General features: G+C 72.6%; 11 protein-coding genes. 5 read left to right on the top strand and 6 right to left on the bottom strand.

The window, feature by feature from the left end; all coding sequences use genetic code 11:
- Together AB0399_RS38135 and AB0399_RS38130 are read right to left on the bottom strand one after the other, a co-directional pair.
- On the bottom strand, window positions 1-653 hold a 653-nt coding region (locus AB0399_RS38135), incomplete at its 3' end, for a FadR/GntR family transcriptional regulator (RefSeq protein WP_366414402.1).
- A gap of 118 nt (window positions 654-771) precedes the next feature.
- Window positions 772-1,566, bottom strand: a complete 795-nt coding sequence (locus AB0399_RS38130) for a helix-turn-helix domain-containing protein (protein ID WP_366414401.1) — start codon at window positions 1,564-1,566, stop codon at window positions 772-774.
- Between the two features lie 79 nt (window positions 1,567-1,645).
- Here AB0399_RS38130 and AB0399_RS38125 point away from each other — a divergent pair, with 79 nt between their 5' ends.
- Both AB0399_RS38125 and AB0399_RS38120 read left to right on the top strand, forming a co-directional pair.
- Complete coding sequence (locus AB0399_RS38125) at window positions 1,646-2,242, top strand: TIGR03086 family metal-binding protein (RefSeq protein WP_366414400.1); 597 nt, start codon at window positions 1,646-1,648, stop codon at window positions 2,240-2,242.
- A complete protein-coding gene (locus AB0399_RS38120; protein WP_366414399.1) occupies window positions 2,239-3,027 on the top strand; it encodes a nucleotidyltransferase domain-containing protein in 789 nt (262 codons plus the stop codon). The genes AB0399_RS38125 and AB0399_RS38120 overlap by 4 nt, the downstream gene beginning before the upstream one ends.
- Window positions 3,028-3,042: 15 nt before the next feature.
- On the opposite strand, the gene AB0399_RS38115 is transcribed toward AB0399_RS38120, so the two are convergent.
- The 4 genes from AB0399_RS38115 to AB0399_RS38100 form a co-directional block, all read right to left on the bottom strand.
- Window positions 3,043-4,656: a glycerol-3-phosphate dehydrogenase/oxidase gene (locus AB0399_RS38115; protein ID WP_328461971.1), complete on the bottom strand. Its 1,614-nt coding sequence runs from the start codon at window positions 4,654-4,656 to the stop codon at window positions 3,043-3,045.
- 8 nt (window positions 4,657-4,664) lie between these two features.
- Complete coding sequence (gene glpK, locus AB0399_RS38110; protein ID WP_329374418.1) at window positions 4,665-6,179, bottom strand: glycerol kinase GlpK; 1,515 nt, start codon at window positions 6,177-6,179, stop codon at window positions 4,665-4,667.
- 266 nt (window positions 6,180-6,445) lie between these two features.
- Window positions 6,446-7,324, bottom strand: coding sequence for an MIP/aquaporin family protein (locus AB0399_RS38105; RefSeq protein ID WP_366414398.1), 879 nt, complete (start codon window positions 7,322-7,324; stop codon window positions 6,446-6,448).
- 196 nt (window positions 7,325-7,520) lie between these two features.
- Window positions 7,521-8,285 (bottom strand): IclR family transcriptional regulator, encoded by a 765-nt coding sequence (locus tag AB0399_RS38100; protein ID WP_329371254.1) that lies wholly within the window; start codon window positions 8,283-8,285, stop codon window positions 7,521-7,523.
- A gap of 308 nt (window positions 8,286-8,593) precedes the next feature.
- On the opposite strand from AB0399_RS38100, the gene metH reads away from it, so the two are divergent.
- The 3 genes from metH to AB0399_RS38085 all read left to right on the top strand — a co-directional run bounded on the left by metH (window position 8,594) and on the right by AB0399_RS38085 (window position 14,777).
- Window positions 8,594-12,124, top strand: a complete 3,531-nt coding sequence (gene metH / locus AB0399_RS38095) for a methionine synthase (RefSeq protein ID WP_366414397.1) — start codon at window positions 8,594-8,596, stop codon at window positions 12,122-12,124.
- 142 nt (window positions 12,125-12,266) lie between these two features.
- A complete protein-coding gene (locus AB0399_RS38090; RefSeq protein ID WP_366414396.1) occupies window positions 12,267-12,971 on the top strand; it encodes an HAD family phosphatase in 705 nt (234 codons plus the stop codon).
- A 210-nt stretch (window positions 12,972-13,181) separates the two neighbouring features.
- Window positions 13,182-14,777 (top strand): ABC transporter substrate-binding protein, encoded by a 1,596-nt coding sequence (locus AB0399_RS38085; RefSeq protein ID WP_329371259.1) that lies wholly within the window; start codon window positions 13,182-13,184, stop codon window positions 14,775-14,777.
- The last annotated feature ends 49 nt before the right edge of the window (window positions 14,778-14,826 follow it).

Here is a 14,826-nt window from a genome sequence, read left to right as displayed (position 1 = left end):
CACTGCTCGACGCTGGCGACGTGGACCGTCGCCCAGGACCGCGCCGCCTCGGCGTCGCGGTCGCGCAGCGCCGCCAGGATCGCCCGGTGCTCGTGGAGTGTGCGGCTGACCGCGTCCTCCTGGGTGAGCCCGCGCCAGACCCGGGCGCGGGTGGTCGGACCGGAGAGCCCGTCGAGCAGCGAACAGAGCACGGAGTTGCCGGAGCCCTGCACGATGCCGCGGTGGAAGTCCAGGTCCGAGGCGACCAGTTGCTCCACGGACGGGGTGGGGCCGAGGGCGTCCAGCTTGCCCTCCAGCACGTCGAGGGCCTCCGGGGTGATCCGTACCGCCGCCATCGCGGTGGCCGCCGGTTCGAGGATGCGCCGCACCGCGAGGAACTCCAGCACCGTGTCGTCCCGGTGGAAGTCCACCACGAAGCTCAGCGCCTCCAGCAGCAGCTGGGGGTCGAGGCTGGTGACGTAGGTGCCGTCGCCCTGGCGCACGTCGAGGATGCGGATCAGCGACAGCGCGCGCACCGCCTCGCGCAGGGAGTTGCGGGACAGGCCCAACTCGGCCGCGAGCTCGCTCTCCTTGGGCAACCGGTCTCCCGGCCGCAGCGCCCCCGAGACGATCATGTCCTTGATCTTCTCGATCGCCTCATCCGTGACCGCCATCCGGGCCCTCCCCAGTTCCACATCTCCTGGCACCACGCCGTGCCAGACCTCCGATGTATCTCCATTATGAGCCACAACCCCGCCCCGTCCTAACGGTCGCCCCCACCAGTTCCGCGGATCACCGCCCGGCGTAGTGCGTCGGCGGTACTCCGGTGGCAGCGGTGAAGTCGCGGATGAAGTGCGACTGGTCCGCGTAGCCGAGCTCGGCGGCGAGCGCCGGCCAGTCGATGCGGGTGCCCTCGTCGGCCCGCGCGGCGGCTTCGTGCAGCCGGGCCCGGCGCAGTACCCACTTCGGCGACGCTCCGACGTATTCGGCGAACAGCCGCTGGAGGCGCCGCACCGGCAGTCCCGACTCGCGGGCCACCGCGTCCACCCGCAGGGTGCCGGGGTCGGCGGTGAGGCGCTCCACGAGCGCGCCCGCCCGCGCGACCCGGGGATCGGGCACCGCGGGCAGGAACCCGAGCAGGAAGCGGTCCACCGCCGCGGACATCGCGTCCAGGTCCTCCATCGCCAGCACCTCCCGGCCCAGCGCCCGCGCCTCGGCCCCGAAGTACTCGGCGGCGGGCACCGAGCGGTCCACCAGCTCCGCCACCGGCCCCCGGGCGAACGGCCGGAAGGCCCCCGCCCGGAACCGCACCCCGAACGCCTGCCCCCGCCCGTGCAGCACCCGCCGGTACAGCGCCCGCTGCACCCCGTACACCAGCGGCACCGGCTCCTCGAAGACCAGGTGCACGTTCGGGTGCGCGAGCACGTCCTGCACATGGTCGGGCCGGCCGCGCAGGTCCCAGCGCGGGTTCCAGTAGTACTCGACGTACGGCGCGAGGGCGGCGGCCGGCGGGTGCAGCGGGACCGTGAGGTGGGCCGCGGCCGTCGCCGGCCGCAGCACCCCGCGCCCCATCCCGTGCCTGCTCATGGCCCCAGCCTAGGAAGCCGCGGGCCGCCTGTCGCGTTTGTTCAAGACCGGCCGCGCGCCGCGTCCTAGCGTCGGAGCCATGAACGCCATCGACTCGCACCGCACCGTCCACCCGCGGCTCGCCGACGCCGCCGCCGAGGCCGCCCGGATCACCGCGGCGGTCACGCCCGGGCAGCTCACCGGCCCCACGCCCTGCCCCGAGTACGACACCCGCGCCCTGGCCAACCACCTCGTCGCGTACACCGGCCTCGGCATGGAGCTGCGCGCACGCCGCGAGCCGCACCCCGACGACCTGGCCACCCGCGACTTCACCGCGGAACCGGAGTGGGCCGCGGCGTACGCGCGGCAGCTCGACCGCGCGGTGGCCGCGTGGGCCGAACCCGCCGCGTGGGAGGGCGAGATCCCGATGGGCGAGGCGGCCATGCCGGCCGACGCCACCGCGCGCATGCTCTTCCTCGAACTCGCCCTGCACGGCTGGGACCTCGCCAGGGCCACCGGCCAGGACTACCGCGCCGGCGACGCCACCGCGCGGCTGCTGCGCGACGTGGTCGGGGAGTTCGCCGACATGTACCGCCAGTACAAGGGGTTCGCCGAGCCGGCCACGCCCCGGCCCGGCGCCACCGCGCTGGAAATCGCTGTCGCGGCATCCGGCCGGGACCCATACTGGCGCGCGTGATCCAGTACGAACTGATCGACCGGGTGCGGGCGCTGTGCCGCGCCGACGAGACCATCCGCGCGGCCCTGATGTACGGCTCCTTCGCGGCGGGCGAGGGCGACCCGCACAGCGACGTCGAGTTCTGGCTGTTCCTCGACCCGAAGGCGCGCGCCGCCCTCGACCCCGCGGCCTGGTGCGCCGAGGTCGCCCCGGTCCACCTCGTGCTGCGCAACGAGTTCGGCACCCATGTGGCGCTCTTCCCCGGGCCGGTGCGCGGCGAGTTCCACTTCGCCACCACCGAGGACATCGCGTCGGTGGGGGAGTGGCCGGCCCGGGGCGCGGCGGTCGACGCGATGGTCGTGGTGGACCGCGACGGGGCGCTGACCCCGGTGCTCGCCGGGCTGCCCGAGCAGGCGGTACTGCCCGCCGGGGCCGACGAGATCGCCGACCTGTGCGGGCGGTTCGCGAACTGGATGGTGCTCGCCGCCCACGTCACCGCCCGCGGCGAGCGGCTGCGCGCCCAGGACGCCCTCGCGCACGCCGCCCGCCACCTGCTGTGGATGGCCCGCCTCGCCGAGCACAGCACCGCGCACTGGCTCACCCCGTCCCGCGCCGCCGAGGCCGAACTGCCGCGCCGTACCGTCGACGCGGTCGCCGCCGGCACCCTCGCCGACCTGTGGCGGGAGGGCCGGGAGCGCTGGCTGACCCTGCTGGAGCGGATCGGCCACCCGCGCCCCGCCGCCCTCCTGGCGGAACTCGACGCGCTGCTGACCCCCGGGCCCGCGCTCCCGCCCGCCAACGGCTGAACGAGGGCCGCGCGCTCAGTCCCTGCGCGCCCGCAGGATGCGCTCGACCCCTGCTCGTACCTCCGGGGTGTCCAGGCCGCGGATGGTGAGGGTGGTCCGGCGGCGCAGCACGTCGTCCACGTCGTACGCCCACTCGTGGTCGCGGGCGTAGACCACCTGCGCCCAGATCTCCGGGGCGTCCGGGTGGATGCGCGTCGCCAGCGCCGGGTCCTCGTTGGCGAGGCGGGCGATGTCGAAGGCGAGCGAGCCGTAGTGCCCCGCGAGGTGGCCCGCGGTGTCGCCGGCCATCCGCGGGCCGGGCGCGATGCCGTCCACGACCAGCCGGTGCGCGACCGCGCCGGGGCTGGCGAACCCGGGCAGCGGGGCGTGCCTGGGCAGCCGGTCCAGCGGCTCCATGTCGTCGGCGAGCGGGTGCCCGGGCAGTTCCGCGAGCTTCGCCAGCACCGTGCGGCCGATGTGCCGGAAGGTCGTCCACTTGCCGCCCGCGACCGACAGCATGCCGCCGCGGCCCTCGGTGACCACCGTCTCCCGCTTCGCCTTCGCGGTGTCGCCGGGGCCGCCGGGCAGCACCCGCAGCCCGGCGAAGGAGTACGTGATCAGGTCCCGGGTGAGCTGCCGGTCCCGGACCGAGAAGGCCGCCTCGTCCAGGATCTGGGCGATGTCGGCCTCGGTGACCGCCACCTCGCCCGGATCACCTTCGTACGCCTCGTCGGTCGTGCCGAGCAGCAGCATGCCCTCCCACGGCAGCGCGAAGGTGATCCGGTACTTGTCGATCGGCGTGGCCAGCGCGGCCCGCCACGGCGAGGTCCGCTTCAGCACCAGGTGGGCGCCCTTGGACAGCCGGATCGACGGGTCCGCGGCCGCGTCCTCCATCCGCCGCAGGTGGTCCACCCACGGGCCGGTCGCGTTGAGCACCAGCCGCGCGTCCACGCCGAACTCGGTGCCGTCGGTGCGGTCGCGCAGATCCGCGCCGGTCACCCGGCCGCGGGTGAAGCGCAGCCCGGTGACCTCGGCGTGGTTGAGCACGGTCGCGCCCGCGCCGACCGCGGCCCGCACCGTCATCAGCGCCATCCGGGCGTCGTTCATCTGCCCGTCCTCGTAGACCGCGACCGCGCGCAGGTCGTCGGTGCGCAGCTCGGGCACGTCGCGGGCGGCCCTGGCCGGGCTGATGACGTGCCCGACGCCGTCGCGGAAGGCGGACAGCGCGGAGTACGCGAACACGCCCGCGCCGAGCTTGGCCGCGCCGTGCGGACCGCCCTTGTACACCGGCAGGTAGAAGGTGAGCGGGTTGGCCAGGTGCGGCGCCACGTCCCGGGAGACCGCGCGCCGTTCGACGTGGTTCTCGGCGACCAGCCGCACCGCTCCGGTCTGGAGGTAGCGCAGGCCGCCGTGCAGCAGCTTGGAGGAGGCGGAGGAGGTGGCGCCGGCGAAGTCGCCGGCGTCCACCATCGCCACCCGCAGTCCCGACTGGGCGGCGTGCCAGGCGGTGGTGATGCCGAGGATGCCGCCGCCGATCACCAGCAGGTCGTACGTGGCGTGCCCGAGCAGGTCGCGGGTCTGGGCCCGCCCGGGGTTCGCGCCGGCGGTCGGGTGCGTCCCCAGGGCGGGGACGCGTTGCAGGGTGGTCATGGCGTTTCTCAGTGCTCCTCTTCTTCGATCCAGCCCATGGTCCGGGTCACGGCCTTGCGCCAGTTGTGGTACTCGCGGTCCCGGTCGGCGTCGGCCATCCGGGGCGTCCACTCCGCTGCCCGCTTCCAGTTGGCGCGCAGCGCGTCGGTGTCCGGCCAGAAGCCGACCGCGAGGCCGGCGGCGTAGGCCGCGCCCAGGCAGGTGGTCTCGGCGACCATGGGGCGCACCACGGGTGCGGCCAGCACGTCGGCGAGGGTCTGCATGAGCAGGTTGTTGGAGGTCATGCCGCCGTCGACCTTCAGGGCCGCCAGCTCGACGCCGGAGTCCTTGGTCATCGCGTCGGCGATCTCGCGGGTCTGCCAGGCGGTCGCCTCCAGGACGGCGCGGGCGATGTGCGCCTTGGTGACGTAGCGGGTCAGCCCGGCGATCACCCCGCGGGCGTCGTCCTGCCAGTACGGCGCGAACAGCCCGGAGAAGGCCGGCACGAAGTAGGCGCCGCCGTTGTCCTCGACGGTCAGCGCCAGCGTCTCGATCTCGGCCGCCGTGCTGATCAGGCCCATCTGGTCGCGCATCCACTGCACCAGGGCGCCGGTGACCGCGATCGACCCCTCCAGCGCGTAGACCGGGGCGGCGTCGCCGATCCGGTAGCCGACCGTGGTGATCAGGCCGTTGCGGGAGTCGACCGGGGTCTCGCCGGTGTTGAGCAGCATGAACGTGCCGGTGCCGTAGGTGGACTTGGCCTCGCCCGGCGAGAAGCAGGTCTGGCCGAAGAGCGCGGCCTGCTGGTCGCCGAGCGCGGAGGCCACCGGGACGTCCGACAGGCCGCCGATGTCCGCGGTGCCGTAGACCTCGGAGGAGGAGCCGATCCGGGGCAGCACCGCGGCCGGCACGCCGATCGCGTCGAGGATGTCCTGGTCCCAGTCGAGGGTGCGCAGGTCCATCAGCAGCGTGCGGGAGGCGTTGGTGACGTCCGTGACGTGCACGCCGCCGTTCGCTCCGCCGGTGAGGTTCCAGATCACCCAGGAGTCCATGGTGCCGAAGAGGATGTCGCCGGCCTCGGCCCGCTCGCGCAGGCCGTCCACGTGGTCCAGCAGCCAGCGGATCTTGGGGCCGGCGAAGTACGACGCGAGCGGCAGCCCGGTGGTGGCGCGGAACCGGTCCTGGCCGACGTCCCGGCCCAGTTCGCGGCAGAGCGTGTCGGTGCGGGTGTCCTGCCAGACCAGCGCGTTGTGCACCGGCTCGCCGGTGTGCCGGTCCCACAGCAGCGTGGTCTCGCGCTGGTTGGTGATGCCGATCGCCTTGACGTCGGCGGGCTGGAAGCCGGGGATGTCCTGGGCGGCCTTGCGGATGGCGCCGGCCACCACCTCCTGGACGTTGGTCCAGATCTCGGCGGCGTCGTGCTCCACCCAGCCCGGCTTGGGGAAGATCTGCTCGTGTTCCTTCTGGTCGACGGCGACGATCCGGCCGTCCCGGTCGAAGACGATGCAGCGGCTGGACGTGGTGCCCTGGTCGATGGCCGCGATGAACGGCCCGGAGCCGTGGGAGGAGCCGGCGGAGCCGCCGGCGGCCTGGGTGGCGGAGGCGGTGCCGGCGGCGGTGTCGGTGCCGGTCGGGGTGTCGGTCACGGTGAGCTCCTGCTGGGTCTGGCGTCCTGTGCGGGCGGGTCTTGGCGAGGCGGTGGGCGAGGGCCGGCACGCGGTGCGCGGTGCGCGGCGGGTGGTGCGGGTCGGTACGGCGGCCGCGGTACGTCCGTACGGCGCGGGTCGCACCGTACGGACGCGGGTCCGCGCTACATGAAGGCCAGCCTGTACAGCCCGCCCGCGATCGCGGCGCCGACAAGCGGGCCGACCACCGGAATCCATGCGTATCCCCAGTCCGATCCGCCCTTGTTGGGCAGCGGCAGCAGCGCGTGCACGATCCGCGGGCCGAGGTCGCGCGCCGGGTTGATCGCGTACCCGGTGGGGCCGCCGAGCGACAGGCCGATGCCGACCACGAGCAGCGCGGTGAGCAGGATGCCCGTGCCGTTGAGGGCCAGGCCCTTGGTCATGCCCTGGGTGAGGATGAACAGCACCAGCACCGCGGTGGCGATGATCTCGGTGAGCAGGTTCTGCACCGGATTGCGGATCTCCGGGCCGGTGGAGAAGATGCCGAGCACCGGGCCGCCGGGCTGCGCCTGGTTGCCGGTGGTGGGCCCGGCCGGGTCGGCCTTCGGCGCGGACGCGGTGTCCGCCGCGGTCGCGTGCGCGGTGCCGGCCGCGTCGCCGGACGCGTCGCCGGTCCCGCCCTCGGCCGGGGCGGCCGGCGCGCCCACCACCGCGGGGTCGGTCAGATGCGCGTGGAACTGCCCGAGGTAGGCCGCCCAGACCAGCACCGCGCCGATGATCGCACCGCCGAACTCGCCGATCAGGTAGTAGGGCATGGTGCTCCAGTCGCCGGTCTTGATGGCGATGCCCAAGGTGACGGCCGGGTTGAGCTGGCCGCCCGAGTAGCCGTTGGCGATGTAGGCGCCGCCCAGCACCGCGAGGCCCCAGCCGAAGGAGATCGCCACCCAGCCGGCGTCCTTGGCCTTGGATCTCTTGAGCGTCACCGCGGCGCAGACGCCGCCGCCGAGCAGGATCAGAACGGCGGTACCGAAGAGCTCGCCGATGACTATGTGGCCGTTGGACACGTCGACTCCTTTGTCCCAGTCCCTGAGCCGCGATCCGACTTCCGTCCGTTGTTCGACATTGTCGACCGCAGGTCGAAAGTCTCGCCCTCCGCGCTGACCAGGTCAAGAGTGCTGTGACGGAGCAGACGCCCGCCGTGCCGCCAGGAGGGCCGGGCGGGGTGACCGGACACCGCCCCGCACCCGGGTCGCGGGTGGATCAGAACCGCCCCGCGCCCAGGTCGCGGGAGACCGCCCGCGCGCAGTCCCGTACCGCCGCGACCAGCCGCGGCCTGATCCCGCTGTCGTCGCAGACCCGCTCCACCGCGCCGGTGATGCCCACTGCGCCGACCGGCATCCGCCGCCGGTCGTGCACCGGCGCGGCGACCGACGCCACGCCGTCCCAGGTCTCCTCCAGGTCCGCGGCCCACCCCCGGGCCCGGGTCAGGTCGAGCACCGCCTCGAAGTCCGCGGCGGACGTCACCGTCCGCCCGGTCAGCGCGGCCCGCTCGCCCTCGGCCGCCTCGCTGTGCGCGACCGGGTCGTACGCCGCCAGCACCTTGCCGAGCGCGGTGCTGTGCAGCGGCTGCATGGCGCCGACCTCCAGCACCTGGCGGCTGTCGTCCGGCCGGAAGACGTGGTGCACGATCAGCACGCCCTGCTGGTGCAGCACCCCCAGGTACGCGGCCTCGCCGCTCGACCTGGCCAGGTCGTCGGTCCACACCAGGGCGCGGGCCCGCAGCTCGTGCACGTCCAGGAAGCTGTTGCCCAGCCGCAGCAGCTCCGCGCCGAGCTGGTACTTCCCCGACACCGGGTCCTGCTCGACGAAGCCCTCCTGCTGGAGGGTGCGCAGGATGCCGTGCGCGGTGCCCTTGGCCAGGCCGAGCGAGGACGCCACGTCCGACAGCCCCAGCCGCCGCTCACCGCCCGCCAGCAGCCGCAGGATCGCCGCGGCGCGTTCCAGTGACTGGATGGGACCTGGCATGGCGGGCGCTCCAAGAAGTACGGGACGGCGCGGGTCGCCGACCGGTGCTCGCCGGCGGCCGGATGCGGCCGGGGCGGGCACGGTCGACGAAGCTCCGGGTCGACAATGTCGACCTTCATCATTCTTCATCATGGCAGAGCGGGGTGGGCACCTCACCAGCGCCACCCGTCCGCTCTCTGGAATCGGCCGAGCCGTTCCGGCCGCGCCCGCTACGCTGGCGGAGTGCGTGCCGTGCGGGCGCGGCCTTTCCCGGCCCGCCCGCGCGGCCAGCGCATAGCCGACAGCCGTCGCACTCCAGGGAGCAGTCCATGGCTTTGCCGTCCCCCTCGTCCAGCCACGCCTCGTCCGCGTACGACGCGGCCCGGGTCACCGCCTTCCGTGAGGCGCTGGCCTCCCGCATCGTCGTCGCCGACGGCGCGATGGGCACGATGCTCCAGGCGCAGGACCCGACGCTGGACGACTTCCAGCAGCTCGAAGGCTGCAACGAGATCCTCAACGTCACCCGCCCGGACATCGTCCGCTCCGTCCACGAGGCGTACTTCGAGGCCGGGGTCGACTGCGTCGAGACCAACACCTTCGGCGCCAACCACTCGGCGATGACCGAGTACGACATCCCCGAGCGGATCGAGGAGCTGTCCGAGGCCGGCGCCCGGCTGGCCCGCGAGGTCGCCGACGGCTTCGCCGCCGACGGCCGCCGCCGCTTCGTGCTCGGCTCGATCGGCCCCGGCACCAAGCTGCCCACCCTCGGCCACACCGACTACGCCACCCTGCGCGACGGCTACCAGGCCAACGCGGCCGGTCTGATCGCCGGCGGCGCCGACGCGCTGGTCGTGGAGACCATGCAGGACCTGCTCCAGGTCAAGGCCGCGCTGGTCGGCTCGCGCCGCGCGATGGCCGCCGCCGGCGCCAACGTCCCGCTGATCTGCTCGGTGGCCGTCGAGACCACCGGCACCATGCTGCTCGGCTCCGAGATCGGCGCCGCCCTGACCGCGCTCGAACCGCTCGGCATCGACCTGATCGGCCTGAACTGCTCCACCGGCCCGGCCGAGATGAGCGAGCACCTGCGCTACCTCGCCCGCCACTCCCGCATCCCGCTGACCTGCATGCCCAACGCGGGCCTGCCGGTGCTGACCAAGGACGGCGCGCACTACCCGCTGTCCCCGTCCGAACTCGCCGACGCGCACGAGACGTTCGCCCGCGAGTACGGCCTGTCCCTGGTCGGCGGCTGCTGCGGCACCACCCCCGAGCACCTGCGCCAGCTGGTGAACCGGATCGGCGGCCACGACATCGCGCCGCGCGACCCGCGTCCCGAGCCGGGCGCCGCCTCCCTCTACCAGACCGTGCCGTTCCGCCAGGACACCTCGTACCTGGCGATCGGCGAGCGGACCAACGCCAACGGCTCCAAGAAGTTCCGCGAGGCGATGCTGGAGGGCCGCTGGGAGGACTGCGTGGAGATGGCCCGCGACCAGATCCGCGAGGGCGCCCACCTGCTGGACCTGTGCGTGGACTACGTCGGCCGGGACGGCGTCGCCGACATGGCCGAGATCGCCGGCCGGTTCGCCACCGCCTCCACCCTGCCGATCGTGCTGGACTCCACCGAGGTGGACGTGCTGCGGGCCGGGCTGGAGAAGCTCGGCGGCCGCGCGGTGCTCAACTCGGTCAACTACGAGGACGGCGACGGCCCCGAGTCCCGCTTCGCCCGCGTCACCGCGCTCGCCGCCGAGCACGGCGCCGCCCTGATCGCGCTGACCATCGACGAGGAGGGGCAGGCGCGTACCGTCGAGAAGAAGGTCGCGATCGCCGAGCGGCTGATCGACGACCTCACCGGCAACTGGGGCATCCGCGAGTCCGACATCCTCATCGACTGCCTGACCTTCACCATCTGCACCGGCCAGGAGGAGTCCCGCAAGGACGGCATCGCCACCATCGAGGCGATCCGCGAACTCAAGCGCCGCCACCCCGACGTGCAGACCACGCTCGGCCTGTCCAACATCTCCTTCGGCCTCAACCCGGCCGCCCGCACCGCGCTGAACTCGGTCTTCCTCGACGAGTGCGTCAAGGCCGGGCTCGACTCCGCGATCGTGCACGCCGCCAAGATCCTGCCGATCGCCCGCATCCCCGAGGAGCAGCGCCAGGCCGCGTACGACCTGGTCTACGACAAGCGCGCCGAGGGGTACGACCCGCTGCAGAAGTTGATGGAGCTCTTCGAGGGCGTCGACTCCAAGTCGCTGAAGGCCGGCCGCGCCGAGGAGCTGATGGCGCTGCCGCTGGACGAGCGGCTCCAGCGCCGGATCATCGACGGCGAGAAGAACGGCCTGTCCGCGGACCTGGACGAGGCACTGGCCGAGCGCTCCGCCCTGGACATCGTCAACGACACGCTGCTGGCCGGCATGAAGGTGGTCGGCGAGCTGTTCGGCTCCGGCCAGATGCAGCTGCCGTTCGTGCTCCAGTCCGCCGAGGTGATGAAGACCGCGGTCGCCTACCTGGAACCGCACATGGAGAAGGTGGCCGACGGTGAGGAGGCCGGCAAGGGCACGATCGTGCTGGCCACCGTCCGCGGCGACGTGCACGACATCGGCAAGAACCTGGTCGACATCATCCTGTCCAACAACGGCTACAACGTGGTCAACCTGGGCATCAAGCAGCCGGTCTCCTCGATCCTGGAGGCGGCCCAGGAGAACCGCGCCGACGTGATCGGGATGTCCGGGCTGCTGGTGAAGTCCACCGTGATCATGAAGGAGAACCTGGAGGAGCTCAACCAGCGCGGCCTGTCGGCGAAGTACCCGGTGATCCTCGGCGGCGCCGCCCTCACCCGCGCCTACGTCGAGCAGGACCTGCACGAGATCTACGCCGGCGAGGTCCGCTACGCCCGCGACGCCTTCGAGGGGCTGCGGCTGATGGACGCGCTGATCGGCGTCAAGCGCGGGGTGCCCGGCGCGGCGCTGCCGGAGCTGAAGACCCGCCGGGTGCCCAAGCGGGAGCAGCCCGAGCAGCCGGAAGAGCCCAACCTGGGCCAGGTCCGCTCCGACGTCGCCGTCGACAACCCGGTGCCGGCCCCGCCGTTCTGGGGCAGCCGGGTGGTCAAGGGCATCCAGCTCGCCGACTACTCCTCCTGGCTGGACGAGGGCGCCCTCTTCAAGGGCCAGTGGGGCCTGAAGCAGTCCCGCGCGGACGGCCCGAGCTACGAGGAACTGGTCGAGTCCGAGGGCCGCCCCCGGCTGCGCGGCCTGCTCACCAAACTCCAGTCCGAGCACCTGCTGGAGGCAGCCGTCACCTACGGCTACTTCCCGTGCGTCTCCAAGGGCGACGACCTGATCGTGCTGCACGAGGACGGCACCGAGCGCACCCGCTTCACCTTCCCGCGCCAGCGGCGCGGCCGGCGGCTGTGCCTGGCCGACTTCTTCCGCCCCGAGGACTCCGGCGAGACCGATGTGGTCGGCTTCCAGGTGGTCACCGTCGGCAACCGTGTCTCCGAGGCCGCCAACGAGCTGTTCGCCGCCGACTCCTACCGCGACTACCTGGAGCTGCACGGCCTGTCCGTGCAGCTCGCCGAGGCGCTCGCCGAGTACTGGCACGCCCGGGTCAGGGCCGAACTCGGCTACGCCGGCGAGGACCCCTCCGCCGTCACCGACATGTTCGACCTGAAGTACCGCGGCGCCCGCTTCTCGCTGGGCTACGGCGCCTGCCCCGACCTGGAGGACCGGGCGAAGATCGCCGACCTGCTGGAGCCGGAGCGGATCGGCGTCAAGCTCTCCGAGGAGTTCCAGCTCCACCCCGAGCAGTCCACCGACGCGATCATCATCCACCACCCCGAGGCGAAGTACTTCAACGCCCGCTGACCAGCGGTTCGCCTGTCGTTCAGCGGTCCGCAACGGCCCGACGTACACTGGTGGGTCCGGCAGAGGCCGGTCGCCTCCCCGCGCTGTTCAGCGGGGTGCGGCGACCGGCCTCTGTGTCCCCCAGAACCGAGGAGTGGGGCCTATGACGAGCAGCATCCCGGTCGCCGACACCCGTGCGGCGAAGGGGCCCGGCGGGCCCTGGGCCGTGCTCCTGGACCTGGACGGCACCCTGGTGGACACCGAGGGCCTGTGGTGGGCGGCGGAGTCCGAGGTCTTCGCGGACCTCGGCCACGTGCTGGACGAGGCGCACCGCGCGGTGGTGGTCGGGGGCCCGATGGCCCGCAGCGTGGGCCACCTGATCGACGTCACCGGCGCCACCGCTCCGGCGGCCGAGCTGATGACCGCCATCAACAGCCGCTTCGAGCACCTGGTCGCCCAGGGCGCGCCGCTGATGCCCGGTGCCCGCCGGCTGCTGACCGACCTGGTCGCGCACGCCGTGCCCACCGCGCTGGTGTCCGCCTCGCACCGCCGCACCATCGACGTCATGCTGCGCTCGCTCGGCCCCGAGCACTTCGCCTTCACCCTGGCCGGCGACGAGATCGGCCGCACCAAGCCGCACCCGGACCCGTATCTGGCCGCCGCCGCCCGGCTCGGTACCGACCCCGCGCACTGCGTGGTCGTCGAGGACACCCTCACCGGTGTCGCGTCCGCGGAGGCGGCCGGCTGCCGGGTGGTCGCGGTGCCGTCGGTGGTGCCGATCCCGCCCGCGCCGGGACGGACCGTCGTCCGGTCGCTGGAGGACCTCACCGTCCCTTTTCTGCGCTCCTTGCGCACGTCCCTTCACTGAGTGTGCCGCCGGGGCGGTTCCGCTCGTCGGGACCGCCAACTTTGGCCACCCGTTGGTGCTGATCACCGGCAACCTCGGTATCGTCGCCCCAGCGTGCCCCGCGCTGCCTCCAGCCCGTACACCTGCGATCCGGGTGCGCGGGCGGCCTTGTTGGGCCTTATGGGCGCGTCACGAGCCCCCGGCACATGCGCAAGAGGAGAACGACCAACGATGAACCGCAAGCTTCTGGTGCTGCCGGCCCTGCTCGGCGCGTTGGCACCCGCGATCACCGGGTGCGGCAGTTCCGGCGGCAGCGGCGGCAGTGGCAAACCCATCGTCGTCGGTACCACCGACAGCATCGAGCTGACCAAGGACAACCCGGCGCCGCTCGACCCGGCGACGTCGTACGACAGCGCGACCTGGAACGTGTTCTACAACACCTTCCAGATGCTGCTGACCTACCAGCGCGGCAGCACCACGCCGACCCCCGACGCCGCCAAGGAGTGCCACTACGCGGGCACTTCGGGTCTGACGTACCAGTGCACGATGCGGGACGGCGAGAAGTTCTCCACCGGCCGTTCCCTCACCTCCACCGACGTGAAGTTCTCCGTCGACCGTATGCAGAAGATCCACTGGTCCGACGGCCCGTCGTCGCTCATATCCGACGTCAAGAGCGTGGACGCGCCCGACCCGCAGACGGTGGTCTTCCACCTCAAGCATCCCGACGCGACGTTCCCGGCGAAGCTCGCCACCCCGGCCGCCGCGATCGTCGACAGCACGGTCTACCCGGCGAAGAAGCCGTACACCGGCTGGCGGCTGGTCGGCTCCGGCCCGTACAAGCTGGACTCCTGGACCGCGGGCAAGCAGGCGGTGTTCTCCAAGAACTCGCACTACGACGGCACGCTGAAGATGCACAACAGCGCCGTCACCCTCAAGATGTTCGCGGACTCCAACAAGATGGAGGACGCGATCAAGTCCGGCCAGCTGGACGTGATGAGCCGGCAGCTGTCGCCGGACCAGATCCAGGCTCTGCAGAGCAACCCGGACCCGGACTTCAAGCTCACCCAGTCCTCCGGCGGCGAGGCCCGCTACCTCTTCCTCAACACCGACGCGCCGTCGCTGAAGAAGGTCGCGGTCCGCCAGGCGATGGCCCAGCTCATCGACCGGCAGGCGATCACCCGCGACGTCTACCAGCGCACCGCGGTGCCGCTGTACTCGGTGGTCCCGCAGGGCATCACCACGCACGTCAACTCGTTCTACGACACCTACGGCGAGCCCAGCGTCAAGAACGCGCAGAAGACGCTCAGGGACGCCGGCATCACCAGCAAGGTGCCGCTGACCATCAACTTCCGCCGCGACAACGGCGGCACCATGAACAAGGCCGAGGCCGAGGCGATCGCGAAGCAGCTCGACGCGTCGGGGCTCTTCGACGTCCACGTCGAGGCCGAGCAGTGGAACGCCTTCCTGAAGGCCGCCGGCGAGGGCAAGTACCAGGTCTTCGCGCTGAGCTGGCTGCCGGACTTCCCGGACCCGGACAACTACATCGCCCCGTTCTTCGACAAGGAGACGTTCATCCCGCTGCCGTACAACCTGACGGAGATCCGGAACACGATCCTGCCGGAGACCCGCAGCCAGGCCCAGCGCAGCGCCACCACCGACGCGTTCGGCGCGGCGCAGAAGCTGGTCGCGGAGCAGGTGCCGATGCTCCCGCTGTGGCAGGCGAACCAGTACATCGCCGCCCGCAACGACATCACCGGCGCGGAGTGGGCGCTCAACGCCTCGACCACCACGCAGTTCTGGGAGCTGGGCCGCGGCGCCTCCGGCTGACCGCGCACCCGCCCCACGGCGAACGCCCCCGCGACGAGCCCGGAAGGGC

Origin of the sequence: Streptomyces sp. NPDC088194, assembly GCF_040702025.1 — a bacterium.
Classification (GTDB): Bacteria; Actinomycetota; Actinomycetes; order Streptomycetales; family Streptomycetaceae; genus Actinacidiphila.
Note: the sequence above shows the minus strand (reverse complement) of the source record. Positions and strands in the feature narration are given on the sequence as shown.

Excerpts from the sequence above, each read along its gene's own strand:
- metH (WP_366414397.1), top strand. The coding sequence starts at position 8,594 with ATGGCTTTGCCGTCCCCCTCGTCCAGCCACGCCTCGTCCGCGTACGAC.
- AB0399_RS38130 (WP_366414401.1), bottom strand. The coding sequence starts at position 1,566 with ATGAGCAGGCACGGGATGGGGCGCGGGGTGCTGCGGCCGGCGACGGCC.
- AB0399_RS38090 (WP_366414396.1), top strand. The coding sequence starts at position 12,267 with ATGACGAGCAGCATCCCGGTCGCCGACACCCGTGCGGCGAAGGGGCCC.
- AB0399_RS38115 (WP_328461971.1), bottom strand. The coding sequence starts at position 4,656 with ATGACCACCCTGCAACGCGTCCCCGCCCTGGGGACGCACCCGACCGCC.
- AB0399_RS38085 (WP_329371259.1), top strand. The coding sequence starts at position 13,182 with ATGAACCGCAAGCTTCTGGTGCTGCCGGCCCTGCTCGGCGCGTTGGCA.
- AB0399_RS38100 (WP_329371254.1), bottom strand. The coding sequence starts at position 8,285 with ATGCCAGGTCCCATCCAGTCACTGGAACGCGCCGCGGCGATCCTGCGG.
- AB0399_RS38125 (WP_366414400.1), top strand. The coding sequence starts at position 1,646 with ATGAACGCCATCGACTCGCACCGCACCGTCCACCCGCGGCTCGCCGAC.